19 protein-coding genes are annotated in these 22043 nt (G+C 39.1%); 16 read left to right on the top strand and 3 right to left on the bottom strand.

Annotated elements, in window-relative coordinates; all coding sequences use genetic code 11:
- Positions 1-16: 16 nt before the first annotated feature.
- From purM to purD, 4 genes are read left to right on the top strand one after another with little or no spacing between them, the layout of a single operon-like run.
- Entirely contained in the window at positions 17-1042 is a 1026-nt protein-coding gene (gene purM, locus U9M49_RS16605; protein WP_095370718.1) for a phosphoribosylformylglycinamidine cyclo-ligase, read from the top strand.
- 16 nt (positions 1043-1058) lie between these two features.
- Positions 1059-1631 carry a phosphoribosylglycinamide formyltransferase gene (gene purN, locus U9M49_RS16600; protein WP_095370717.1) on the top strand — a complete coding sequence of 191 codons (573 nt, stop codon included), beginning with the start codon at positions 1059-1061 and terminating at the stop codon, positions 1629-1631.
- A gap of 31 nt (positions 1632-1662) precedes the next feature.
- On the top strand, positions 1663-3198 hold the full coding sequence (gene purH, locus U9M49_RS16595; protein WP_322910215.1) for a bifunctional phosphoribosylaminoimidazolecarboxamide formyltransferase/IMP cyclohydrolase: 1536 nt from the start codon (positions 1663-1665) through the stop codon (positions 3196-3198).
- A gap of 18 nt (positions 3199-3216) precedes the next feature.
- Positions 3217-4494 (top strand): phosphoribosylamine--glycine ligase, encoded by a 1278-nt coding sequence (purD, locus tag U9M49_RS16590; protein ID WP_322910214.1) that lies wholly within the window; start codon positions 3217-3219, stop codon positions 4492-4494.
- A 47-nt stretch (positions 4495-4541) separates the two neighbouring features.
- Here the strand turns inward: purD and U9M49_RS16585 are convergent, their stop codons facing one another.
- Complete coding sequence (locus U9M49_RS16585; RefSeq protein WP_095370714.1) at positions 4542-4835, bottom strand: DUF2892 domain-containing protein; 294 nt, start codon at positions 4833-4835, stop codon at positions 4542-4544.
- Positions 4836-4995: 160 nt separating this feature from the next.
- Here U9M49_RS16585 and U9M49_RS16580 point away from each other — a divergent pair, with 160 nt between their 5' ends.
- The 9 genes from U9M49_RS16580 (at position 4996) to U9M49_RS16540 (ending at position 15968) form a co-directional block, all read left to right on the top strand.
- Complete coding sequence (locus tag U9M49_RS16580; protein ID WP_180317018.1) at positions 4996-6738, top strand: adenine deaminase C-terminal domain-containing protein; 1743 nt, start codon at positions 4996-4998, stop codon at positions 6736-6738.
- Positions 6739-6779: 41 nt separating this feature from the next.
- Positions 6780-7829 carry a DUF3048 domain-containing protein gene (locus U9M49_RS16575; protein ID WP_322910213.1) on the top strand — a complete coding sequence of 350 codons (1050 nt, stop codon included), beginning with the start codon at positions 6780-6782 and terminating at the stop codon, positions 7827-7829.
- A 23-nt stretch (positions 7830-7852) separates the two neighbouring features.
- A complete protein-coding gene (locus U9M49_RS16570; RefSeq protein ID WP_095370712.1) occupies positions 7853-8161 on the top strand; it encodes a YerC/YecD family TrpR-related protein in 309 nt (102 codons plus the stop codon).
- 14 nt (positions 8162-8175) lie between these two features.
- Positions 8176-8478 (top strand): hypothetical protein, encoded by a 303-nt coding sequence (locus U9M49_RS16565; protein WP_322910212.1) that lies wholly within the window; start codon positions 8176-8178, stop codon positions 8476-8478.
- Positions 8479-8901: 423 nt separating this feature from the next.
- Positions 8902-9588 carry a heptaprenylglyceryl phosphate synthase gene (locus U9M49_RS16560; protein ID WP_322910211.1) on the top strand — a complete coding sequence of 229 codons (687 nt, stop codon included), beginning with the start codon at positions 8902-8904 and terminating at the stop codon, positions 9586-9588.
- Between the two features lie 72 nt (positions 9589-9660).
- Positions 9661-11889 carry a DNA helicase PcrA gene (gene pcrA, locus U9M49_RS16555; protein WP_095370708.1) on the top strand — a complete coding sequence of 743 codons (2229 nt, stop codon included), beginning with the start codon at positions 9661-9663 and terminating at the stop codon, positions 11887-11889.
- A gap of 18 nt (positions 11890-11907) precedes the next feature.
- The gene (gene ligA / locus U9M49_RS16550; protein WP_095370707.1) at positions 11908-13914 is read left to right on the top strand and encodes an NAD-dependent DNA ligase LigA; all 2007 of its coding nucleotides are present in this window, start codon (positions 11908-11910) and stop codon (positions 13912-13914) included.
- Positions 13915-13926: 12 nt separating this feature from the next.
- Positions 13927-15102 carry a CamS family sex pheromone protein gene (locus U9M49_RS16545; RefSeq protein WP_322910210.1) on the top strand — a complete coding sequence of 392 codons (1176 nt, stop codon included), beginning with the start codon at positions 13927-13929 and terminating at the stop codon, positions 15100-15102.
- A gap of 404 nt (positions 15103-15506) precedes the next feature.
- Complete coding sequence (locus tag U9M49_RS16540; RefSeq protein WP_095370705.1) at positions 15507-15968, top strand: SRPBCC domain-containing protein; 462 nt, start codon at positions 15507-15509, stop codon at positions 15966-15968.
- A gap of 66 nt (positions 15969-16034) precedes the next feature.
- Here U9M49_RS16540 and catA read toward each other — a convergent pair whose 3' ends face one another.
- Complete coding sequence (catA, locus tag U9M49_RS16535) at positions 16035-16685, bottom strand: type A chloramphenicol O-acetyltransferase (protein ID WP_307315322.1); 651 nt, start codon at positions 16683-16685, stop codon at positions 16035-16037.
- 220 nt (positions 16686-16905) lie between these two features.
- The gene (locus U9M49_RS16530; protein ID WP_322910209.1) at positions 16906-17613 is read right to left on the bottom strand and encodes a class I SAM-dependent methyltransferase; all 708 of its coding nucleotides are present in this window, start codon (positions 17611-17613) and stop codon (positions 16906-16908) included.
- A gap of 161 nt (positions 17614-17774) precedes the next feature.
- On the opposite strand from U9M49_RS16530, the gene U9M49_RS16525 reads away from it, so the two are divergent.
- The 3 genes from U9M49_RS16525 to U9M49_RS16515 all read left to right on the top strand — a co-directional run bounded on the left by U9M49_RS16525 (position 17775) and on the right by U9M49_RS16515 (position 22027).
- The gene (locus U9M49_RS16525; RefSeq protein WP_095370703.1) at positions 17775-18005 is read left to right on the top strand and encodes a heterocycloanthracin/sonorensin family bacteriocin; all 231 of its coding nucleotides are present in this window, start codon (positions 17775-17777) and stop codon (positions 18003-18005) included.
- A 195-nt stretch (positions 18006-18200) separates the two neighbouring features.
- Positions 18201-20099, top strand: a complete 1899-nt coding sequence (locus tag U9M49_RS16520; protein WP_322910208.1) for a putative thiazole-containing bacteriocin maturation protein — start codon at positions 18201-18203, stop codon at positions 20097-20099.
- On the top strand, positions 20099-22027 hold the full coding sequence (locus U9M49_RS16515) for a TOMM precursor leader peptide-binding protein (RefSeq protein ID WP_322910207.1): 1929 nt from the start codon (positions 20099-20101) through the stop codon (positions 22025-22027). The genes U9M49_RS16520 and U9M49_RS16515 overlap by 1 nt, the downstream gene beginning before the upstream one ends.
- The last annotated feature ends 16 nt before the right edge of the window (positions 22028-22043 follow it).

The following is a 22043-nucleotide window of genomic DNA, read 5'->3' as shown; positions in this document are numbered from 1 at the left end:
GGTGAGGTGGATAGGAATGGCGAATGCTTATAAACAAGCTGGCGTAGATATTGAAGCGGGTTACGAAGCAGTGAACCGTATGAAGAAGCATGTGGAGAAAACGATGAGACCAGGTGTAATCGGTGGTCTTGGCGGTTTTGGAGGCATGTTTGATTTGTCATCACTTGGCTTAAAAGAACCTGTGCTTGTATCAGGGACAGATGGTGTCGGAACAAAGCTGATGCTAGCTTTTATGATGAATCAGCATGACACAATTGGGATTGATGCCGTTGCTATGTGTGTCAATGATATCGTTGTTCAAGGTGCAGAACCTCTTTACTTCTTAGATTATATTGCTTGTGGGAAGGCTGAGCCAGAAAAGATAGAAGCCATTGTCAAAGGGATAGCTGACGGTTGTGAACAAGCAGGTTGCGCGCTTGTTGGTGGAGAAACAGCGGAAATGCCTGGAATGTACAGTGAAGAAGAGTATGATTTAGCGGGATTTTCTGTCGGTGCATGTGAAAAGAGTGATTTAATCGATGGTTCAAATATTCAAGAGGGTGATGTTTTAATCGGCCTTGCATCGAACGGAATCCATAGCAATGGTTATTCTCTCGTACGGAAGATATTTTTAGAGGATGCGAAACTCTCATTGCAAGAGTTTAGAGAGGAACTAGGGAGCACGTTAGGTGAAGAACTCCTAAAACCAACGCGAATCTATGTGAAATCAGTGTTATCGGCATTAAAGCAATTTGATGTAAAAGGCTTCGCTCATATTACGGGTGGCGGATTTATCGAGAATATCCCTAGAGTGTTACCTCAAGGCTTAGGAGCTGAATTAATCGAGGGTAGTTGGGAGATTCAGCCGATTTTCAAGCTGATGGAAGAAGTAGGTAAGCTTGAGCGTAAGGATATGTACAATATATTTAATATGGGCATCGGAATGGTGGCAATTGTTTCTGTTAAGGATGCTGAAAAAGTAGTCAATCACTTTAATAAGATTGGTGAAAAAGCAAGTGTGATTGGTAAAGTTACACAGCAAGAGGGGATTTCAATCCTTTAAATAGACGGAGGTTATCATGAAAAATATCGCCATTTTTGCATCTGGCAGTGGAACAAATTTTCAAGCGATTGTTGATGCCTTTAAAAACGATGAATTGCAGGTAGACATTAAACTACTGGTAAGTGATAAGCCAGAGTCTTACTGTATTCAACGTGCTGTAAATGAAGGGATTCCAACCTTTGCTTTTCGTGCGAAAGATTTTACGAGTAAAACAGCATATGAAGAACAAATATTAGTAGAATTAGAGAATGCAAACATAGATTTTATTGTTCTTGCAGGTTATATGCGTCTTATTGGGGATGTTCTTTTACGTGAATATGGCGGAAGAATTGTAAATATCCATCCTTCTTATTTACCAGCATTCCCTGGTAAAGATGCTATTGGACAAGCGCTTTCTGCAGAGGTGAAACAAACAGGTGTAACCATTCATTATGTAGACGAAGGGATGGATACGGGTCCGATTATTGATCAAAGAAAGGTAGCCATCCTACCAGGTGATACGAAAGAAGCATTGCAGAATCGAATTCATAAAGTAGAGCATCAATTTTATCCAGAAGTATTACAAAAGCTTTTAAACGAAAACGCCTAAGAGGAACATCTTACAGGGAGGAAAATGGACGATGAAAAAACGTGCGCTTATTAGTGTATCAGATAAAAATGGTGTAGCAGCATTTGCGAAAGAACTTCACGAATTAGGGTTTGAAATTGTTTCAACAGGTGGAACAAAAAAAGCAATAGCTGAAGCTGGGGTTCCGGTAATCGGTGTAAGTGATGTTACAGGATTTCCTGAAATTTTAGAAGGAAGAGTAAAAACATTAAATCCGCTTATCCATGGTGGATTACTAGCTAAGTTCGATGATTCATCTCATCAAGCACAGTTAGAAAAACATCAGATTAATCCGATTCAAGTGGTATGTGTGAATCTCTATCCTTTCCAACAGACCATTGCTAAGCCAGATGTGACAGTGGAGGATGCAATTGAAAATATTGATATCGGTGGTCCTGCGATGTTACGTGCCTCTGCTAAAAACCACGCACATGTGACAGTTGTTGTAGATCCCATTGATTACGAAACAGTCATTACACAATTAAAAGAAAATGACATTGTAGATGCTGCAACCAAACGCAAGCTAGCAGCAAAAGTATTCCGTCATACAACTGCTTATGATGCAATGATAGCTGAATATATGACAGAATTAGCAGAAGAAGAGCAGCCAGAAAAGTTGACAGTTACGTATGAATTAAAACAAGCATTACGTTATGGAGAAAACCCTCATCAAAAAGCTTCCTTTTATCGCAAACCATTAGGGTCGGTCTTTTCGATTGCTAACGCTACACAGCTACATGGCAAAGAGCTGTCTTACAATAATATTAATGATGCTGATGCAGCGTTACAAATTGTTAAAGAGTTTGACGGACCAGCTGCTGTTGCAGTAAAACATATGAACCCATGTGGTGTCGGTATTGGCACAGATATTTATGATGCTTTCTCTAAAGCTTTTGCAGCTGATCCTGTGTCTATTTTTGGGGGGATTATTGCCCTTAACCGTGAAGTAAATGCACAAACAGCAACGAAACTTCATGAAATCTTTCTAGAAATCATTATAGCGCCTTCTTTTTCAGCGGAAGCACTTGAGATTTTACAAGGGAAGAAGAATTTAAGACTATTAACTATTCCTTTTGAAGGAAACAAAAAGACGGAAAAACGTCTAACTTCTATTGAAGGCGGTTTATTAGCGCAAGATTACGATACTTATGGTCTTGAAGAAGCGAATATTACTGTGGCGACAACAAGAGAACCAACGGAGGAAGAGTGGCAATCACTCAAACTTGGCTGGAAAGTAGTGAAGCATGTGAAGTCGAATGCGATTGTTGTCAATAATAGCGACCAAACATTAGGTATTGGTGCAGGCCAAATGAATCGTGTCGGCTCTGCGAAAATTGCGATCGAGCAAGCAGGAAAAGCAGTTGAAGGAGCAACAATGGCATCCGATGCCTTTTTCCCAATGAATGATACAGTTGAAGCAGCAGCTAAAGCTGGTATTACGGCTATTATTCAACCCGGTGGTTCGATTAAAGATCAGGAATCGATTGAAAAAGCAAATGAGTATGGCCTGGCAATGGTATTCACTGGTGTGAGACATTTCAAACATTAAACTGGGGGAGAACATGAAATGAACGTATTAGTAATCGGTAGAGGCGGACGTGAGCATGCCATCAGTAGAAAGTTAAGTGAAAGCAGCCAAGTGGAAACAGTGTTTGTTGCACCAGGAAATCCAGGAATGGAAGATGTAGCAACGATTATTGATATTTCCGAGAACGAACAAGAAGAACTGATTGCTTTTGCGCTCGATAATCATGTTGAATTAACAGTTATTGGACCTGAAGTTCCTTTACTTGAAGGTTTGGCTGATAAGATGGAGGGAGCTGGACTTACTGTTTTTGGACCGAAAAGTCGAGCGGCTGAAATTGAAGGAAGTAAATCCTTTGCAAAAGAGCTCATGAAGAAATATGCCATTCCAACAGGAAGCTATGAAGTGTTTGATCAGTATGAGGCTGCAAGTGCTTATGTGAAAGAACAAGGAGCGCCAATTGTTATTAAAGCGGATGGATTAGCTGCTGGAAAAGGCGTCGTTGTTGCGATGACAGAAGATGAAGCATTAGCAGCGTTAGCGGATATGTTAGTTGGAGAAAAATTTGGAGAAGCTTCTGCTACAGTCGTTATTGAAGAATTTTTAGCTGGTGAAGAATTTTCATTAATGGCTTTTGTTAATGGAGAGACAGTTATCCCCTTAGAAATTGCTCAAGACCATAAACGCGCTTTCGATGGAGATAAAGGACCAAACACAGGAGGAATGGGTGCTTATTCACCTGTTCCACATATCAGCAAGGAGACGGTTGAAACAGCGATTGAAACGATTTTAATTCCAGCTGCAGAAGCATTAGTTAAAGAGAATCGCAGTTTTTGTGGCGTTCTCTATGCGGGACTTATCGCGACAGAACAAGGGCCAAAGGTGATTGAATTCAATGCCCGCTTTGGTGATCCGGAAACACAAGTCATTTTACCTAGAATGAAGTCAGACTTATCCCATGTCATGTTAGAAGTAATTGCTGGAGGTAAACCAGTGATTGAATGGGATGAGGAGGCAATGCTTGGGGTTGTGGTCGCAGCCAATGGTTATCCGGAAGCATATGAGAGTGGTGCCGAACTAAAAGGAATCGAAAAAGTAGCAGAAGAAGCATTTGTCTTCCATGCAGGAACGGCGAAAAATGCCCAAGGTGCATTCACAACAAATGGCGGTCGAGTCTTACTTGTTGGTAGCAAAGCAAATGACTTAGTATCTGCACAAAAGCAAGTGTATGATGCGCTAACGTATCTAACAACAGAAGAAGTCTTTTACCGCAGGGATATTGGCTATAAGGCGATAGCACATTCGACTATAGAAAAATAGATAGGGAAAATGAAAATGCCCCCCAAAAAAATAAGGGGGCATATTTTTCATTCAAAATCAGTATCCTTTAATAACTTTTGCTCTTTTAAAAAATCCATAGGTGGTTTAAACTGGTGGTCAGAATCTTTTATATTCTCTTTCCCTTTTTCAAATAAGGCAATGATAGGACAATAGCGGACAATACCTTCTGCAACCTTCATTGCACCAAGTGAAATAAGAATGAGAAAGCGATCACTCCAAGGTTTTTTAACGAGCTTTGTGGCACTCCAAGCAATAATGGTTAATCCACAAGTAATACGGATTAATGCCTGAATGATACCAATATTGGGCTTAACATTCATAAAAGGACCTCCTTCACAAAAAATTAACAAATATTTGTTATTCTTTACTGCGTTAAAAAGTTATATATGTTATGATAATAGGCAACATGAATGCTGCTTCATTATCGTAAACGAAAAATAAAAATAGATAATTGTAGTTACCATAAAAGGAGGAAACAGAGTGCTAGAACAGCGATACCGTTGGAAAAACAAACATCTACGTGAACATGTATCTGTTCTAGATGGGCGTATTGCACCAACGATGTTACTGAAAAATGCTCGTTACTTAAATCAAGCAATTAAAAAATGGGTACATGCGAATATCTGGATTCTCGGTGATCGTATTGTTTATGTCGGTGAAAAGCTTCCTGACAAGTTAGAAGGCTGTGAAATTGTTGATTGTAATGGAATGACGCTTGTTCCAGGATATATTGAACCACATGCACATCCATTTCAGTTATATAATCCCCTTTCCTTTGCTCGTTATGCAGCGCAATTTGGCACGACCACTTTGATTAATGATAATATGGTGCTAGCATTACAATTAGAGAAAAAGAAAGCGTTTTCATTTTTGAAGGAAATGAGAAATATTCCTTCAACGATGTATTGGTGGTGCCGATTTGATGCGCAAACAGAAATTCAAAATGAAGAGACAACATTTTCGCATGGTAATATTAAATCTTGGTTAGAGCATGATGCAGTATTACAAGGTGGAGAGTTAACTGGCTGGCCAAAGTTACTCGACGGTGATGATTTAATGCTCCATTGGATGCAAGAAGCGAAAAGAATGAGAAAGCAAATCGAAGGTCATTTTCCTGGGGCGTCAGAAAAGACTTTAGCAAAGTTAATGCTGCTCGGGGCTGATTGCGACCATGAAGCGATTAACGGACAAGAGATTATGAATCGTTTGATGCAAGGATATACTGTATCGTTGCGCTATTCATCAATTCGACCTGATTTACCGCAGTTATTGGATGAAATGCATGAATTGGGCATTGATCATTATGAATCATTTATTTTTACGACAGATGGCTCTTCTTCATCCTTTTCCGATCAAGGGATTATTGATCAGATGATCCGAATTGCCCTTGAAAAAGGGGTACCGACAATAGATGCGTATAATATGGGTACAATTAACGTAGCTAAGTACTATAACATCCAACATCTGCATGGAAATATCGCTACAGGTAGAGTGGCTAATATCAATTTCCTAGAGAATGAAAGTAACCCAACGCCTGTTAGTGTGTTAGCAAAAGGTAAGTGGATAAGGAAAGATGGTGAAAATACACCATTTGAAGATAATATGCCATGGGAAGAGTATGGATTTGAACCGCTAGAAATGAACTGGGAGCTTACATCTCATGATATGCAATTTTCGATGCCGTTCGGTATTAAAATGGAGAGCGCTGTTATCACAAAGCCTTACTCATTAGCCATTGATATTTCCGGCGATGAGCTAAGTAGGGAGCATGACGAGTGTTTCTTCATGTTAATTGACCGCAAAGGCAAGTGGCGTGTAAATACGGTGATTAAAGGGTTTGCTAAGGAGCTAGACGGTTTAGCAAGTTCTTATTCTAATACCGGTGATATTATCTTAATCGGTAAAAGCAAGAAAGACATGATGAATGCTTTTAATCATATGAAAGAAATAGGTGGTGGAATTGTTATTTCTGAGCAAGGGAACATTGTTACAGAAATCCCACTTAAATTAAAGGGAATCATGTCGAATAAAAGAGTGGAAGATTTGATTGAAGAAGAAAGAACCTTATTAGCCTATTTGCGGGAAAGAGGTTATCGTTTTGCCGATCCAATTTATACATTATTATTTTTTTCCTCCACTCATCTCCCTTATATCAGGGTTACACAGCGAGGAATGTATGATGTCATGAATAAAACTGTACTCTTTCCAACTATGATGCGTTAAAATGTAAAAGAGGGTAATCATATAGTGATAAGGGGTGCATCATGCTGAACAAATGGGTGACTACGTCTCTCGTAGCAATACTTTTGGTGACAGGATGCAGCAAGAATGAAACAGTTGAGGATCCAGCAAACGAAGAGTTAAATGGTGTGGATAATCAAGGTGAAGAAAGTATGGATTCGCCTGAAGAAAAGACAGTTTATCCTCTCACAGGCATAGCTCAAGAGGGAAATGGGAATCAGCGTGCTATAGCAGTTATGATTAACAATCATCCGAAAGCAAGACCACAATCAGGATTGACTCAAGCGGATATTGTTTATGAATTACTGGCTGAAGGTGAAGTCACGCGATTCCTTGCTATTTTTCAAAGTGAGCAACCGGATAGAGTTGGGCCAGTACGCAGTGCCAGAGAATATTATATTGAACTGGCGAAAGGGTTTAATAGTCTTTATATTGCTCATGGAAATAGTCCAGAGGCAAAGAAGATGCTTGCTGATGAATATGTGGATCATTTGAATGGCTTATACTATGACGGCACACTTTTTGAACGTGTGAGCGATCGCCAGGCACCTCATAATTCATATATTTCTTTTGCGCATATTGAACAAGGGGCTAAGGAAAAGAATTATGAGCTGGACGGGGCACCAGCTGCTTTTGCTCATTTAACTGACGAAGAAGCGGATAAACTGAGTGGCTCTGTGGCGGGAGAGATTGCAGTGAGTTATGGAAAAGATGAACGTTTTGATGTCACATATGATTATGATGAAACAACGAAAGCATACAAAAGATCTTCAGATGGTGAATGGACAACAGACTATGACACAGGTGACCCTGTGTTATTAAGCAATATTTTAATCATAGAAGCGAAGCATACAGTGATAGATGGAGAAGGCCGACATGACATTGATTTGACTTCAGGGGGTAAAGGTTATCTTATTCAAAGAGGTATGATGTCTGAAGTGAACTGGGTGAATAAAGAAGGAAGAATTTATCCAGTAATCGATGGAAAAGAACAACCACTTGCTCCGGGGAAAACATGGGTGAATGTCATTCCACAAGAGCCAGGAATCAATCAGTCGGTAACAATTAACTAAAAAATGAAAAAGGGGTAAATATTATGCAAATTAATAAACTAAGAGGACAAGAATTAGATCAATTATTTCAGGCGGTATTATCACTAAATGATTTAGACGAATGTTATCGATTTTTTGATGACTTATGTACTGTGAACGAGATCCAATCATTAGCGCAAAGACTAGAAGTAGCTCGTATGCTTAGAGAAGGAAAAACTTATCATAAGATTGAAACAGAAACAGGTGCAAGTACTGCAACAATCTCCCGTGTGAAACGTTGCCTAAACTACGGAAACGATGCCTACGAAATGGCATTAGAAAGAATTAAAGAAGAAGAAACAACAGAAAAATAATAGAAACCACAGCAATGGAAACGACCGAACCGAGGGAATCAGCACCCACGGTTTTTTTGTTTTGGAACGGAGATTTAGGTACTAGTAGAAAAAGCGCGATTGAAATAAGAGAGAAAGTGAGTCAGAAACTGGACTTCATGAGGAAATTTGATTGGATTAAGGGAGAAGCGTCTCAGAAACTGGACTTTATGAGGAAATTTGATTGGATTAGAGGAGAAGCGAGTCAGAAACTGGACTTTATGAGGAAATTTGATTGGATTAGAGGAGAAGCGAGTCAGAAACCGGATACCAAGAGGAAATTTGGTTGGAATAGGTGAGAAGCGAGTCAGAAACTGGACACCAAGAGGAAATTTGATTGGATTAGAGAAGAACCGCGTCAGAAACTTGGAACCATGGTGAAATTTGATTAGATTAGGTGAGAAGCGAGTCAGAAACCTGAACCCAAGGAGAAATCTGGTTGGAATAGAAGAGAAACGGCTCAGAAACCCGGTCCCAACTGGAAATCTGATTGGAATAAATGAGAACCGCGTCAGAAACCTGAATCCAAGAGAAAATCTGATTAGCCAAAACAGAGTTTGCATCCGAATCCGAATGAATCATTTACATGGTGAATGGCAATGTCTGCAATGATGTTAATTTAGCCAAATAAATCCATTCTTACTTCATTAGCGGTTTCCTTTTTGAAATGCTCCTCAAATGATATAATGATTGAATGGAAAGATAGAATGGAGGAACTATGTATGTATGATGTTCGCGCGTGGCACCATGCGTTTAAGCTCGACCCTAATAAATATATATCTGATGAAGATTTAGAGAAAGTGTGCGAGTCTGGCACGGACGCGATTATTATTGGGGGGACAGATGGCATTACGCTTGAGCGGGTGCTTGATCTTATGGGGCGTGTTCGTAGATATACAGTTCCATGTGTGTTAGAGGTTTCCACAATTGAGTCGATTACACCTGGGTATGATTTGTTTTTTATCCCGACGGTTTTAAATAGTAAAGATTCCAAATGGATTAATGGAATGCACCATCAAGCAGTTAAGGAATTTGGCGAGATCATGAATTGGGACGAGATTCTTATGCAAGGATATTGCGTGCTAAATGAAGATTGTAAAGTCGCTCAATTAACGAGTGCGGATACGAATTTAACGATTGAAGACGTCAAAGCCTATGCAATGATGGCGGAAAAAATGTTTCATTTACCGATTTTTTATCTGGAATATAGCGGTACTTACGGCAATGTAGAAATAGTGAAAGAAGTAAGTCGAACATTAGAAGAAACAATATTATTTTATGGTGGCGGGATTACCTCTGTGGAACAAGCAAGAGAAATGGGCGCTTATGCAGATGTAGTTGTCGTTGGAAATGTCATTTATGATGATATTAAAATCGCATTAAAAACAGTAGAAGCTGTGAAACAATAAATCTTGATTAACCAAATTAATCAAGATAGACTAAAAATAGAACAAATGTTTGTATGGTGGTGAAGAAAAGGAATGCAATATTTATCTAATAAATTATTAAATGGTTTGAATAAGGAGCAGCAACAGGCTGTAAAGGCAACAGATGGACCTTTGCTTATTATGGCTGGAGCAGGAAGTGGTAAGACGCGTGTACTTACCCATCGCATTGCTTATTTAATGGTAGAGAAGGGCGTGAATCCATATAATATTTTAGCAATCACGTTTACGAATAAGGCCGCAAGAGAAATGAGAGATCGTATTCGTGCGATGATGGGCGGTGTGGCTGAAGAAATCTGGATTTCTACTTTTCACTCTATGTGTGTGAGAATATTACGTCGTGATATTGATCGGATTGGGTTCAATCGTAACTTCACAATATTAGATTCTACTGATCAGCAATCTGTTATTAAGAATATCTTAAAAGAGCGGAATTTAGATCCGAAAAAGTTCGATCCTAGAGCAATTTTAGGGACGATTAGTTCTGCAAAAAATGAACTAATTGAACCAGAGGAATTCGCCAAGACTGCCGGTGATTATTTCTCCCAAGTGACAAGTGATGTGTATACAGATTATCAAAAACGTCTGCGAAAGAATCATGCATTAGACTTTGATGATCTTATTATGAAGACGATTCAATTATTTAATCGCGTCCCTGAGGTATTAGAATACTATCAACGTAAATTCCAGTATATTCATGTGGATGAATATCAAGATACGAATAGAGCGCAATACATGCTAGTAAAATTATTAGCGAATCGTTTCCAAAATATATGTGTGGTTGGAGACTCGGATCAATCTATTTATAGATGGCGCGGGGCAGATATTGCCAATATCTTATCCTTTGAAAAAGATTATGCGCAAGCACAAGTCATTTTGCTAGAACAAAACTATCGATCCACACAAAGAATTTTAAACGCAGCTAACGGTGTCATTGATAAAAACATGAATCGTAAAGCGAAAAACTTATGGACGGAAAATCCTGAAGGAAATAAAATTCAGTATTACCGTGCAGATAGTGAGCAAGGCGAAGGACAATTTGTCGTAAGTAAAATAAAAGAATTAGCGCAAAGTCAGAATCGTAAGCTTGCCGATTTTGCTATTCTATATCGCACAAATGCCCAATCCAGGGTTATGGAGGAAATGCTATTAAAGTCGAATATTGAATATGCGATTGTTGGCGGAATTAAGTTCTATGATCGTAAAGAAATTAAAGATGTATTGGCTTATTTACGATTAATTGCCAACCCTGATGATGATATTAGTCTACAGCGAGTGATTAATGTGCCTAAAAGAGGGATTGGTTCTGGATCAGTTGATAAGATTGCTAATTTTGCAACCATGCATGATATGACAATGTTTGAAGCACTCGAATCCATCGAATTAATTGGCTTAAGCCCAAAAATCACAAAATCTGCTATAGAGTTTCGTGATTTAGTAAAGAATTATACACAAATGCAAGAATACTTATCTGTGACAGAATTGGTAGAGGAACTGTTGGACAAGTCAGGCTATCGTGACATGTTAAAAGCGGAGAAATCGATCGAGTCTCAAAGTCGTTTGGAAAACTTAGATGAGTTTCTATCTGTAACGAAGAATTTTGAAGATGCGTCCGAAGATAAAACACTTGTTGCCTTCTTAACAGATTTGGCGCTTGTTGCCGATATTGATAAATTGGATGATGACGGTGAGAAAGCGGATGCAGTTGTATTAATGACGCTTCACTCTGCAAAGGGATTAGAATTTCCAGTTGTCTTTTTAATGGGTATGGAGGAAGGTGTATTCCCTCATAGCCGTTCATTAATGGAAGAAGCAGAAATGGAAGAGGAACGTCGCCTTGCTTATGTAGGGATTACGAGAGCAGAAGAGCAGTTATTTATAACAAATGCGCAAATGCGTACACTATTTGGCCGTACAAACATGAACCCACCGTCCAGATTTATTCAGGAAATTCCGGCTGATTTATTAGAAGGATTAGAGCCAAAAGCAAAACCCCTTAATCGAGGTCAGTCCACGTTTAATAGTTCTTCAGGAAATCGTATGCAACCTGCTCGTAAAGCGGTTGTTCGCCCAGCTGTACAAAATACAGGTGGTAGCGGTATGAATTGGATAGTTGGAGATAAAGCTGTGCATGGTAAATGGGGTACTGGAACAGTTGTAAGTGTCAAAGGTGAAGGTGATGGAATGGAGCTTGATATTGCTTTTCCAAAGCCAGTAGGTATTAAAAGATTACTTGCTAAATTTGCCCCGATTTCGAAAGGTTAAAGGAAAGGGTTGAACGTCTTGGAGGAAAAGAAGGTAGAACAAAGGGTCAAGGATTTGCAAAATCTCCTTAATCAATATAATTATGAATATCATGTACTTGATCAACCATCTGTGCCTGATGCAGAATATGACCAGCTTCTTCATGAGCTAATTGCACTTGAAGAGCAACATCCAGAGTTGAAAACAGAAGATTCCCCAACGCATCGGGTCGGTGGGCAAGTATTAGATATGTTTGAAAAAGTTGAACATCGCACGCCGATGCTCAGTTTAGCCAATGCATTTAATGAGCAAGACTTAAGGGATTTTGACCGTCGTGTTCGCCAGGCAGTGGGTGAGAATATCTCATATGTCTGCGAGTTAAAAATTGATGGACTGGCTGTCTCTCTTCGCTATGAAGATGGATTGTTTGCAATCGGAGCAACGCGTGGAGATGGCTCCATTGGTGAAAACATTACCGTTAACCTTCGCACCATTCGTTCCATACCTCTGCGGGTAAAGGAAACGGTAACCTTTGAAGTACGCGGAGAGGCGTTCATGCCTAGAAAATCGTTCTTAAGTTTAAATAAAGGAAAAGAAGAACGAGGTGAGGAACCCTTTGCGAACCCTCGAAATGCTGCTGCGGGTTCACTTAGGCAATTAGATCCAAAAATCGCTGCATCAAGAAATTTAGATATATTCGTTTATGCTATGGCTGACGAGGGGAAAACGGGTATTCGTTCTCATAGTGAAGGTCTGGACTTTCTTGACTCTCAGGGGTTTAAAACGAACAAAGAGCGCCAGAAGTGTAAAAATATAGATGAGGTCATTCAATATATCGAGAAATGGACAGAAAACCGACCAGACTTATCGTATGATATTGATGGAATCGTTATTAAAGTCGATTCATATGACCAACAGGATGAACTCGGGACAACAGCAAAGAGTCCGAGATGGGCGATTGCTTATAAGTTTCCTGCTGAAGAGGTAGTCACGCAGTTAAGAGATATTGAATTAAGTATCGGTCGCACCGGTGTAGTGACGCCAACAGCATTACTTGAACCTGTTAGAGTTGCAGGTACTACCGTGCAACGTGCATCCCTTCATAATGAAGACCTTATTCGTGAGAAGGATATTAAGCTAGGTGATTACGTTGTGATTAAGAAAGCAGGCGACATCATCCCTGAAGTTGTCAATGTATTACCTGAAAGAAGAACGGGAGAAGAAGTTGATTTTCATATGCCAACTCATTGCCCGGCATGTGAAAGTGAACTTGTGCGTTTAGAGGAAGAAGTCGCACTTCGTTGTATTAATCCGAAATGTCCTGCGCAAATAAGAGAGGGGCTTATTCATTTTGTCTCACGAAATGCGATGAATATTGACGGGCTAGGGGAAAAAGTAATTAGCCAATTATTTGCAGAAAAGTTAATTGAAGATGTGGCAGATATTTATCATCTTACGTATGAACAGCTTATTCAATTAGAGAGAATGGGCGAAAAATCTGTTAACAACTTGCTAAAGGCCATTGAAGTCTCTAAGGATAATTCTTTAGAAAAATTATTATTCGGACTAGGGATCCGTCATGTGGGGGCGAAAGCGGCAAAAACACTTGCGCAAACATTTGGAGAGATGGGCAAAATCCAGCAGGCAACCATGGAGGATTTTATTAGCATTAATGAAATAGGCGATAAGATGGCTGATGCACTCGTCACATATTTTGAACAAGAAGAAGTAACATCTCTCATTCAAGAGTTACAAGATGTTGGAGTGAATCTGACTTATAAGGGACCAAAACCTGTAAATATAGCGGAATCTGATTCTGTTTTTGCTGGTAAAACCATTGTGTTAACGGGTAAATTAGAACAGCTTGCTAGAAATGAAGCCAAGGAAAAAATTGAAGCTCTAGGAGGCAAGGTCTCTGGCAGTGTAAGTAAGAAAACAGATTTAGTCATTGCCGGAGAAGACGCAGGCTCGAAATTAACCAAAGCTCAGGAATTAGGCATTACTATTTGGGACGAGGAAAAATTGATTGAGGAATTAAATTCGTAAGAGGTGAAAATCGTGAAAAAACTCATGGCAGTGTCGCTGTCATTCGTTCTTTTACTCGCCGGTTGTGCACCTAGTTTTAACCAGCAAGAAGAGGTTGTGCAAAATGAAAATGAGAGCAGCGAAGAAGAACAGGCGATCATACCAAACTTTAAAATATCCGATTCGTACTATCGGACAATCCTACCTTTTAAGCCAAGTGAGTCACGCGGTTTAGTCGTTAATAATGTGAATACAAAATATGATATTAATGAATTCGAAACAGGTTTAATGAGAGTGGCTCAGAACCATTTTGATACGGAAAAGTTCTTCTTCCAAGAAGGACAATACCTTGATAAAACCACGATTTCATCATGGTTAAGTCGCCAATATACGAAAGAACAATTAGAAGAAAAAGATATGACGGAGGAAGAGAATCTCGGTCTAAACCCTGTTGATGATGGGAAAGGGACTAAAGAAGAAAGAAACGCCCGTGCACCTCTTTATTTAGCCCATATTTTAGAACATAACTATCTTGTAAAAGATGGCGATAATAAGGTGAAGCTTGGCGGTGTCGTCATTGGTTTGGCACTTAATTCCGTCCATTATTATCAAAAAGAAGCCTACGGTGCCACGTATGAAGAAGATATTTCTCATAGTAAAGTAGAAGCAGAAGGCAAAAAGATGGCTGAGGAAATTATAAAGAGATTAAGACAACAAGAAGGGCTTGAGAACGTACCGATTACCATTGCCCTATTTGAACAATCGGAAAGAACGTCTGTCGTCCCAGGAAACTTCTTCGCCTATGCGCATGCCGCTGAGGGGAGTAACCAGCTAAGTGGTTGGGAAGATGTAAAGGAAGACTATATTTTATTCCCATCTAATACAGCCGAAGAGAAGTATCGTGAAGACTATACGAATTTCTTGAATTTCAAGCAAGATGTTGAAAAATATTTCCCTAATTTTAACGGTGTCATTGGAAAAGGTTTCTATATTGGTGATCAATTGCAACAGCTAAATATAGATATACCTATACAATTTTACGGTAAGTCAGAAAGTATCGGATTCACCCAATATGTAACAAGCAAAGTTGTTAGTATGTTTCCAGAATATATCTCTGTCCAAGTAAGCGTCACATCAGTTAACGGACCAGAATCATTAATCGTCCGAAACGCAAACGAAGCTGAACCATTTGTTCATATTTATCAATAAAACGAAAAAACGCCGCTATTTTTAAACGGCGTTTTTTTATTTGCAATGGGATTAAGGTGGTTTGAACAAAAAGACAAGGATTAAGTGCCCCAACATACTTTTCGAAGATTTTTAGAGAGTACTCTAAAGGTAGCGGAACGAATTCCACCCGCAACTAGGTATTATTCCGACAGTGACAACAAATGATTTTGCCTGTGCACTTGTACACCCCGCGTGAATCGGTCCAACCAAGGTGAAAGCAATCGAAGAAATCCATCTATCAACATCGTCATTATGATCAAATAGGTCAGCTTAGCTGAGGAAGGAGTAATCTATGCTTCCGTAGAAGAAATAGTAGAACTTTAAGGTTATTTGTGATATCAACATTTATTGCATAGAAATGATAGACCGAAGGAGGTTTTGTTATGGAAAATAGAACAGATACAGCTTCAAGAGTGATCATGGCAGAATCACACACGATTTATGAAGCATTTCTCCATCCGAAAGCTTTAGTATCATGGCTCCCACCTAAAGGAATGTCAGGTTATGTTGAAGATTTTGATCCGCGGGAAGAGGGAACTTACAAAATGACACTCTTCTATGAAGGAAACCAACCCTCATATGGAAAAACAACTGAGAACAGTGATGTGTATCAAGGGAAATTTTTAGAATTAGTTCCTGATAAAAAGATAATACAACTAGTAATATTTGACTCAGAATCGCCGGAATTCACTGGTGAAATGAAACAGACATGGCTATTTGAACCTCTTGCAAAAGGGACAAAAGTCACCATTATATGTGAAAATGTCCCTAAAGGAATAAACAAGGCAGATCATGATATCGGTTTACATTCAACATTAGAAAATCTAGCTCTATTTGTGGAATAATTTTAGGTATGACCTTTACTAAAAAAACACCGACTAAATTTATGTAGTCGGTGGGTTATTTCTCATTCACTTAAGCATTTGTTTAGGATTTCGAACAAGGCGCTGAAATGTGTCCATAAAAAGAGCGGTGTGATAACCGTCACAGACAGCATGATGAACCTGTAGTGAAAGTGGTAAATAAATATTTTCATTCTTATTGAAAAATTTACCCGCAGTAACTATTGGCAGGAGGTAATTTGGATTTGTATTTATATTTAAGTTAAATCCAGTGAAAGTAGTCCATGGAATCATAGATATATTAACGACATTTTCAGGTACGGGTGCTTTAGGAAACAATTTTCCTGTACCAGTATATAACTCAGTATCGGTCACATAATCCATGTGGAACCTTTCAAAGCCTTCATCGATATCGGTGAAAATAGCGGAAAATAACGCTGACTCCTTGTCAAAAATCGTATACATAGGAATCACTCTGTTCCAGTACCCTAACTCACCTTTAGCAGTAACATTCATTCTAAAATGTTTATTTGTATTGACAACTTGTGTGATTAAAAAAATAAAAGCAGGATAAAATTGATATCCTTTTTCTTTAGTAAATTGGTATAGCTCAGTAATATCAATGTTATTAGTGATACTAAAGCTAGTTTGTTGGTTTAAGAAATGATTGAAAACCTCTTTACGTTCCCAATTATTTATGTCGATTTTAGTGAATTTCATCTTTTAATGCCTCCTAAAATATATTCTGATTTTAGGAGGCTATAAGAACTGCTTTTTTCATTGGTCCCATTCCTTTAGTTTATTTAAATAATCCTAACATATGTAATATGCTTTAGCACCTATATATATGCAATCTATATTCAAAAAAGGAGTAGCCACCCGTTGGAACTCCTATTAACAATGAAATCATGTATATCACGGGTGGGTAGATAATAATTGTTTATTTTCCACATGCAAATATCCGGTAGCCCAATAGCTCATTATATTTCAATAATAGGTTAAAATGTTCGTTCATTACGGTATAAAGCTCTCGTTCAATGTGCTTTGAATAAAGAAAATCAGGGTTGGGATTGTATTGGAGCATCGTCTGATTTTGACCACTTACGCGAATGTTCGTAAATCCTGCCCCTTCAAATAAACGCTGCCATTCTGCTTCGGTGAGGACAGAGTTGATCCCATAGAATCGATTGATTTCATCTGCTATCCATGGAGGGAGTGAGACATTGGCAGTAAACTCATTAGAAATAAACCGCCCCCCTTTTTTTAATAAACGAAAAATCTCTTTAAGCGCTTTCGGTTGATTGACAAAAGTAAGGACTGATTCGCACATAATTAAATCAAATTTTTCATCTTCAAGTGGGAGTGCCTCGATAGAACCTTGGAAAATACGTACTGGAAGTTTAGCTTCCTTCATTCTATGGGTTGCTTTTTCCACCATAATAGGATTAATATCAACCCCAGTTACGTTTGCCCCTGACTGAGCAGCCAAAAAGGCGGCTGTTTGGCCAGTTCCGCAGCCTACATCTAAAATTTCCGACATAGCGTCTAATTCTTCATTCATAAGAAGCGCCTTTGTTAGTTCAAAACCACCCGGGTGCGCTCCTCCAACACCAAACTTTGATAAGAAATCTAAATAAATGGGAACCACCTCCTTTTGTATTTCTATAAGGTATGAAAAAAACAAATCTAATGTTCTTTGCCAAATGGGCTTTTACATCAGTAACAACTACCTAAAAACATCATAGTTTGTTACAGAGAGCGGTTTTAGACTCTCTTTCTACGGACTAAACCTAAAAAGGGGAAGAAAAAATGCAAAATTTTCAAAATGAACTTCAATCACTTGGAATGGATCAATATCAGGTGGGTGAATTAACACCTATTCAATATCAAGCACCAGTACCAGTTCAATTTAATGATATGCGTCGCTGTGGCGGCTGTGGTGGTTGCGGAGGTTGTGGTGGTTTTCGCTGTGGTGGTTGTGGCGGTTTTAGATGTGCAGGCTGTTTTGGTTGTTTTGGTTGCTTCGGGTTCTTTATTTAACAATTCCTTTTTTAAAGGCAAGTGTCAGTGTAAGTTACCTTCGTTCTCTCGTCACAAAATGAATAATGAAGCGTGTGTAAACACTCTACAAGTCCCTATGTTAGGGGCTTCTTTTTCGTTATTCATAATGGACAAATACAAATACATAAATTATAAGGAATATTTAATGAATGCTCAGATCGAAGGAGGGGCTACATGACGAAATTGAAAGCAACCTCACGTCTCAAAGTGAAGAATGATACATTTTATCTACCAGACCCAAAGGGAGGCGTCTATTTTAGGAATAACGCCAGTTCATTTTGGATGGATGGAGGCACTATTTATCAATGGATTGAAAAGCTGATCCCTATGTTTAATGGAAATCATACTTTGGAAGAACTCACTGCGGGTTTGACCACTCCCTATCGAAACAGAGTATATGAAATTGGTGAGGCTTTACTGACGAAAGGTTATGTTAGAGATACGAGTCAAGATCAATCACACCAATTACCAGCAAGTGTTCTAGAAAAATACGCTTCACAAATTGAATTCATTGAGAGTTTTGTTGATTCAGGTGCGTATCGTTTTCAAAGGTATCGCCACGCAAAGGTATTAGTGATGGGATCTGGTTCTCTATTCATTTCGCTGACATCTGCATTGTTGGAATCAGGGCTACCAACCTTTCATGTGATGATGACAGAAGCAGTCCCAACAGACCATAAGCGGATTAATGAAATAGTGAATCATGCCAAAAAGGATGATCCTACCGTGAAAGTGGAGGAAATTCCTTACAGTAAGAATTGGAGAGAAGTAGTACAATCATTTGATTGGATATTATATGTTTCCCAAAATGGAGATATAGACGAAGTGAAGGAGATTAATCAGGTTTGTAAAGAAGAAAAGAAAGCCTTCCTTCCTGCTTTATATCTAAAGCAGGTGGGAATGGCAGGGCCTGTAGTTGATTCAGAAACAGAGGGATGCTGGGAATCTGCATGGCGTCGAATGCATGAGGCAATATTGGAACAAGAACGTAAGCAACAGCCTTATTCTTCGACCGCAGGTGCTTTATTGGCGAATATTATTGTTTTTGAGTTTTTTAAGCAGGTGACAGGAGCAATGGATAAGAAAGAAAACAATCAATTCTATTTGCTAAATCTTGAAAGTTTGCAAGGTGAATGGATTTCGTACTATTCACATCCATTAGTTGAAAATCTTACATTTAAACCTGAACTTGTCGATGATTTAAACACCCGACTTCTGAGAGAGAATACGGAACAGCCCAACACAAACAGACTGTTAGAATATTTTAGTTTATTAACTGCTAAAGAAACAGGGATTCTTCATATTTGGGAGGAAAAGGACTTAACACAGCTTCCGCTTTCACAATGTTATGTTCAAGCAGTAAATCCATTGGCAAAAGGACCGGCTACTCTTTTGAAGAAGGCTTTATGCTCGGGTCTAACACATGAAGAAGCAAGAAGGGAAGCAGGGCTTACTGGACTGGAGATGTATGTTTCACAAATAGTGAGAGGTAGAATAAGTGGATTTATGGGCATTGGTGCTGGTGAATCCCTTGCAGAAGCGGTTTGTCGTGGACTACAAGCGTATTTGGAAGAGGAAAGGCGAGGTCTTCCAGTTGACCAGCAACAATCGCTGTTACCAGTAAATCTTGAGAGGATAGAGGATCGTAGTTGTAGATATTATTTACAGTCACTGACCACCTTAAATGGTCCACCCACTATCCGTATGGGAAATGAAATATTAGGCTTTCCTGTTATATGCATAGAGTCAAATGGTTTTAAATATAGTAGTTCTGGTTTAAATATCACACTGGCACTAAGTCACGCTTTGCAAAAAGCAGTATCGAATGTACAAAATGAGGCAACGTTCCATGAGGGGGAAATAAACTCTCATTATGGTATAAGAGGGAAAGAGGCAAAACTAAACATTCCTTCATGTGAGCATTTGACAAAAAAGGAGTTATTACAATCTGCTGTTTACAAATTAAATGAGGGCCATAAAGAGATCGTTGTTTACGATCTTTCTTTTGAACCATTTTTAAGAAAAGAGTTAGCTGGAGTTTATGGTGTACAGATTTGTAAGGAGGTACGCTAATGATTGTCATCGTCGGTAATGGTAAACTGGCCGATTTTGTCTATAGGCAATTGTCTAGTAATTATACAGTCGCGCGGCAAGATCTATTAACGGATTTCCCTGAAGATACAACATTGGCGCTCGTATTGCATGATAATTGGCAGCCCTCCGTTCATCAACAAGCAGAAGAAAAATTCAGAAGGGAAAATATTCCATGGCTCCGTGGCTTTGTTTCTTTTGGTGAGGGAATTATTGGTCCATTTGTACAACCGGGAAAACGGGGATGTTCACGTTGCGCCGATGTAAGGCGCATCATAGGAGGTACAGATTCTAAAGAAATGTGGGGGCTTTATTATAAATTATCAGGAGAAAGTCGCCCGCAAGACGCATGGGCATCACGAACGGGACTTTGGCAAATGACAACTTTATTATGTACAGAAGTGGATTATATTCTTCAAGGAGAGATCAATCATTTAGAAAATCAACTGTTCATTACAAATCTTAAAACGTTCATGCATTCATCTCATCATTTTTCCTTTGATCCAATGTGCCCAATATGTGGAGACATTCCAGAAGATTCAGCGGAATTAGCAGAAATTAAGTTGCAATCTAGTCCGAAAATTCAAGGTGCTGGTTATCGCAGTCGTTCAATTGAAGAATTAGAAACCGTGCTATTAAGAGATTATTACGATCATCGGACGGGGGTAATCAATGGAAAAATACAGGATTGGACACTTCCTTTTGCTGATGTTCTTATGAATATGCCACTGTTTGGTGCAAGCGAGGGAGTGGCTGGAAGATCTAACTCTTATCGAATGAGCGAGTTAACAGCTATTTTGGAAGGCTTAGAGCGGTATTGCGGTATCGAGCCTAGGGGAAAAAGAAGGGTTGTACGAGGAAGTTATCTAGATGTTATGGATCAAGCCTTAAACCCTTCAACTGTTGGTTTACACTCACCTGAGTATTATGAGAATCCTCATTTTCCGTATCAATCATTCGAACCTAATAAACCAATGAATTGGGTTTGGGGTTATTCATTCTTACAAGAAAGATCTATTCTTGTCCCAGAATTACTTGCTTATTACAGTTTAGGTTGTGGGGAAGGTTTTGTTTATGAGACTTCAAACGGATGTGCAATCGGAGGTAGCCTGGAGGAAGCTATTTTTCATGGAGTAATGGAAGTCGTTGAGCGAGATTCCTTTTTACTCACTTGGTATGCGAAAATGCCATTGCCACGTCTTGATTTAAGTTCTGCAGATGACAAGGAATTGCAATTGATGGTTGATCGGGTACGTGAGGTGGCAGGGTACGACCTTCATTTTTACAATTCAACGATGGAACATGGTATCCCAAGTGTGTGGGCAGTAGCAAAAAATAGAAGAGAAACAGGTGTAAATATTATTTGTGCTGCAGGTGCTCATATGGACCCAGTAAGGGCTGTCAAAAGTGCCATCTATGAGCTAGCGGGCATGATGTTTGTTCATGATGAGAAATTAGCAACAAATAGGCAGAAATACGAGGAGATGCTTGAAGATCCGTTTAAAGTAAGAACAATGGAGGATCATGGCATGTTGTACGGTCTACCCGAGGCGGAAGAATACCTAACGTTTATTTTGAATAATCAAGGGCCATTACGTACATTTGCTGAAGAATTCAAGAAGCCACCAGTATACAACGATTTGAAAGATGACCTTCACGAAGTTCTTCAGACGTTCCGTGAAAATAATCTAGAAGTGATTGTCGTTGACCAAACAACACCAATTATTCAAGAGAATGGATTGTATTGTGTGAAGGTCATTATTCCTGGGATGTTGCCAATGACATTTGGTCATCACCTGACACGGGTGAAAGGATTAGATAGAGTACTAAAGGTGCCAAAGCAGCTAGGGTATAGGAAGAAGCACTTATCGTATGAAGAGCTGAACCCACTTCCTCACCCGTTTCCGTAATGGAAGGAGAGGAGGA

It is taken from the genome of Cytobacillus sp. OWB-43 (assembly GCF_034651445.1).
GTDB classification, from domain to species: domain Bacteria; phylum Bacillota; class Bacilli; order Bacillales; family Cytobacillaceae; genus Cytobacillus; species Cytobacillus kochii.
Note: the sequence above shows the minus strand (reverse complement) of the source record. Positions and strands in the feature narration are given on the sequence as shown.

Coding starts and splice junctions, on each gene's coding strand:
- purM (WP_095370718.1), top strand. CDS start 17: ATGGCGAATGCTTATAAACAAGCTGGCGTAGATATTGAAGCGGGTTAC.
- purN (WP_095370717.1), top strand. CDS start 1,059: ATGAAAAATATCGCCATTTTTGCATCTGGCAGTGGAACAAATTTTCAA.
- purH (WP_322910215.1), top strand. CDS start 1,663: ATGAAAAAACGTGCGCTTATTAGTGTATCAGATAAAAATGGTGTAGCA.
- purD (WP_322910214.1), top strand. CDS start 3,217: ATGAACGTATTAGTAATCGGTAGAGGCGGACGTGAGCATGCCATCAGT.
- U9M49_RS16585 (WP_095370714.1), bottom strand. CDS start 4,835: ATGAATGTTAAGCCCAATATTGGTATCATTCAGGCATTAATCCGTATT.
- U9M49_RS16575 (WP_322910213.1), top strand. CDS start 6,780: ATGCTGAACAAATGGGTGACTACGTCTCTCGTAGCAATACTTTTGGTG.
- U9M49_RS16570 (WP_095370712.1), top strand. CDS start 7,853: ATGCAAATTAATAAACTAAGAGGACAAGAATTAGATCAATTATTTCAG.
- U9M49_RS16565 (WP_322910212.1), top strand. CDS start 8,176: ATGGAAACGACCGAACCGAGGGAATCAGCACCCACGGTTTTTTTGTTT.
- U9M49_RS16560 (WP_322910211.1), top strand. CDS start 8,902: ATGTATGATGTTCGCGCGTGGCACCATGCGTTTAAGCTCGACCCTAAT.
- pcrA (WP_095370708.1), top strand. CDS start 9,661: ATGCAATATTTATCTAATAAATTATTAAATGGTTTGAATAAGGAGCAG.
- U9M49_RS16540 (WP_095370705.1), top strand. CDS start 15,507: ATGGAAAATAGAACAGATACAGCTTCAAGAGTGATCATGGCAGAATCA.
- catA (WP_307315322.1), bottom strand. CDS start 16,685: ATGAAATTCACTAAAATCGACATAAATAATTGGGAACGTAAAGAGGTT.
- U9M49_RS16525 (WP_095370703.1), top strand. CDS start 17,775: ATGCAAAATTTTCAAAATGAACTTCAATCACTTGGAATGGATCAATAT.
- U9M49_RS16520 (WP_322910208.1), top strand. CDS start 18,201: ATGACGAAATTGAAAGCAACCTCACGTCTCAAAGTGAAGAATGATACA.
- U9M49_RS16515 (WP_322910207.1), top strand. CDS start 20,099: ATGATTGTCATCGTCGGTAATGGTAAACTGGCCGATTTTGTCTATAGG.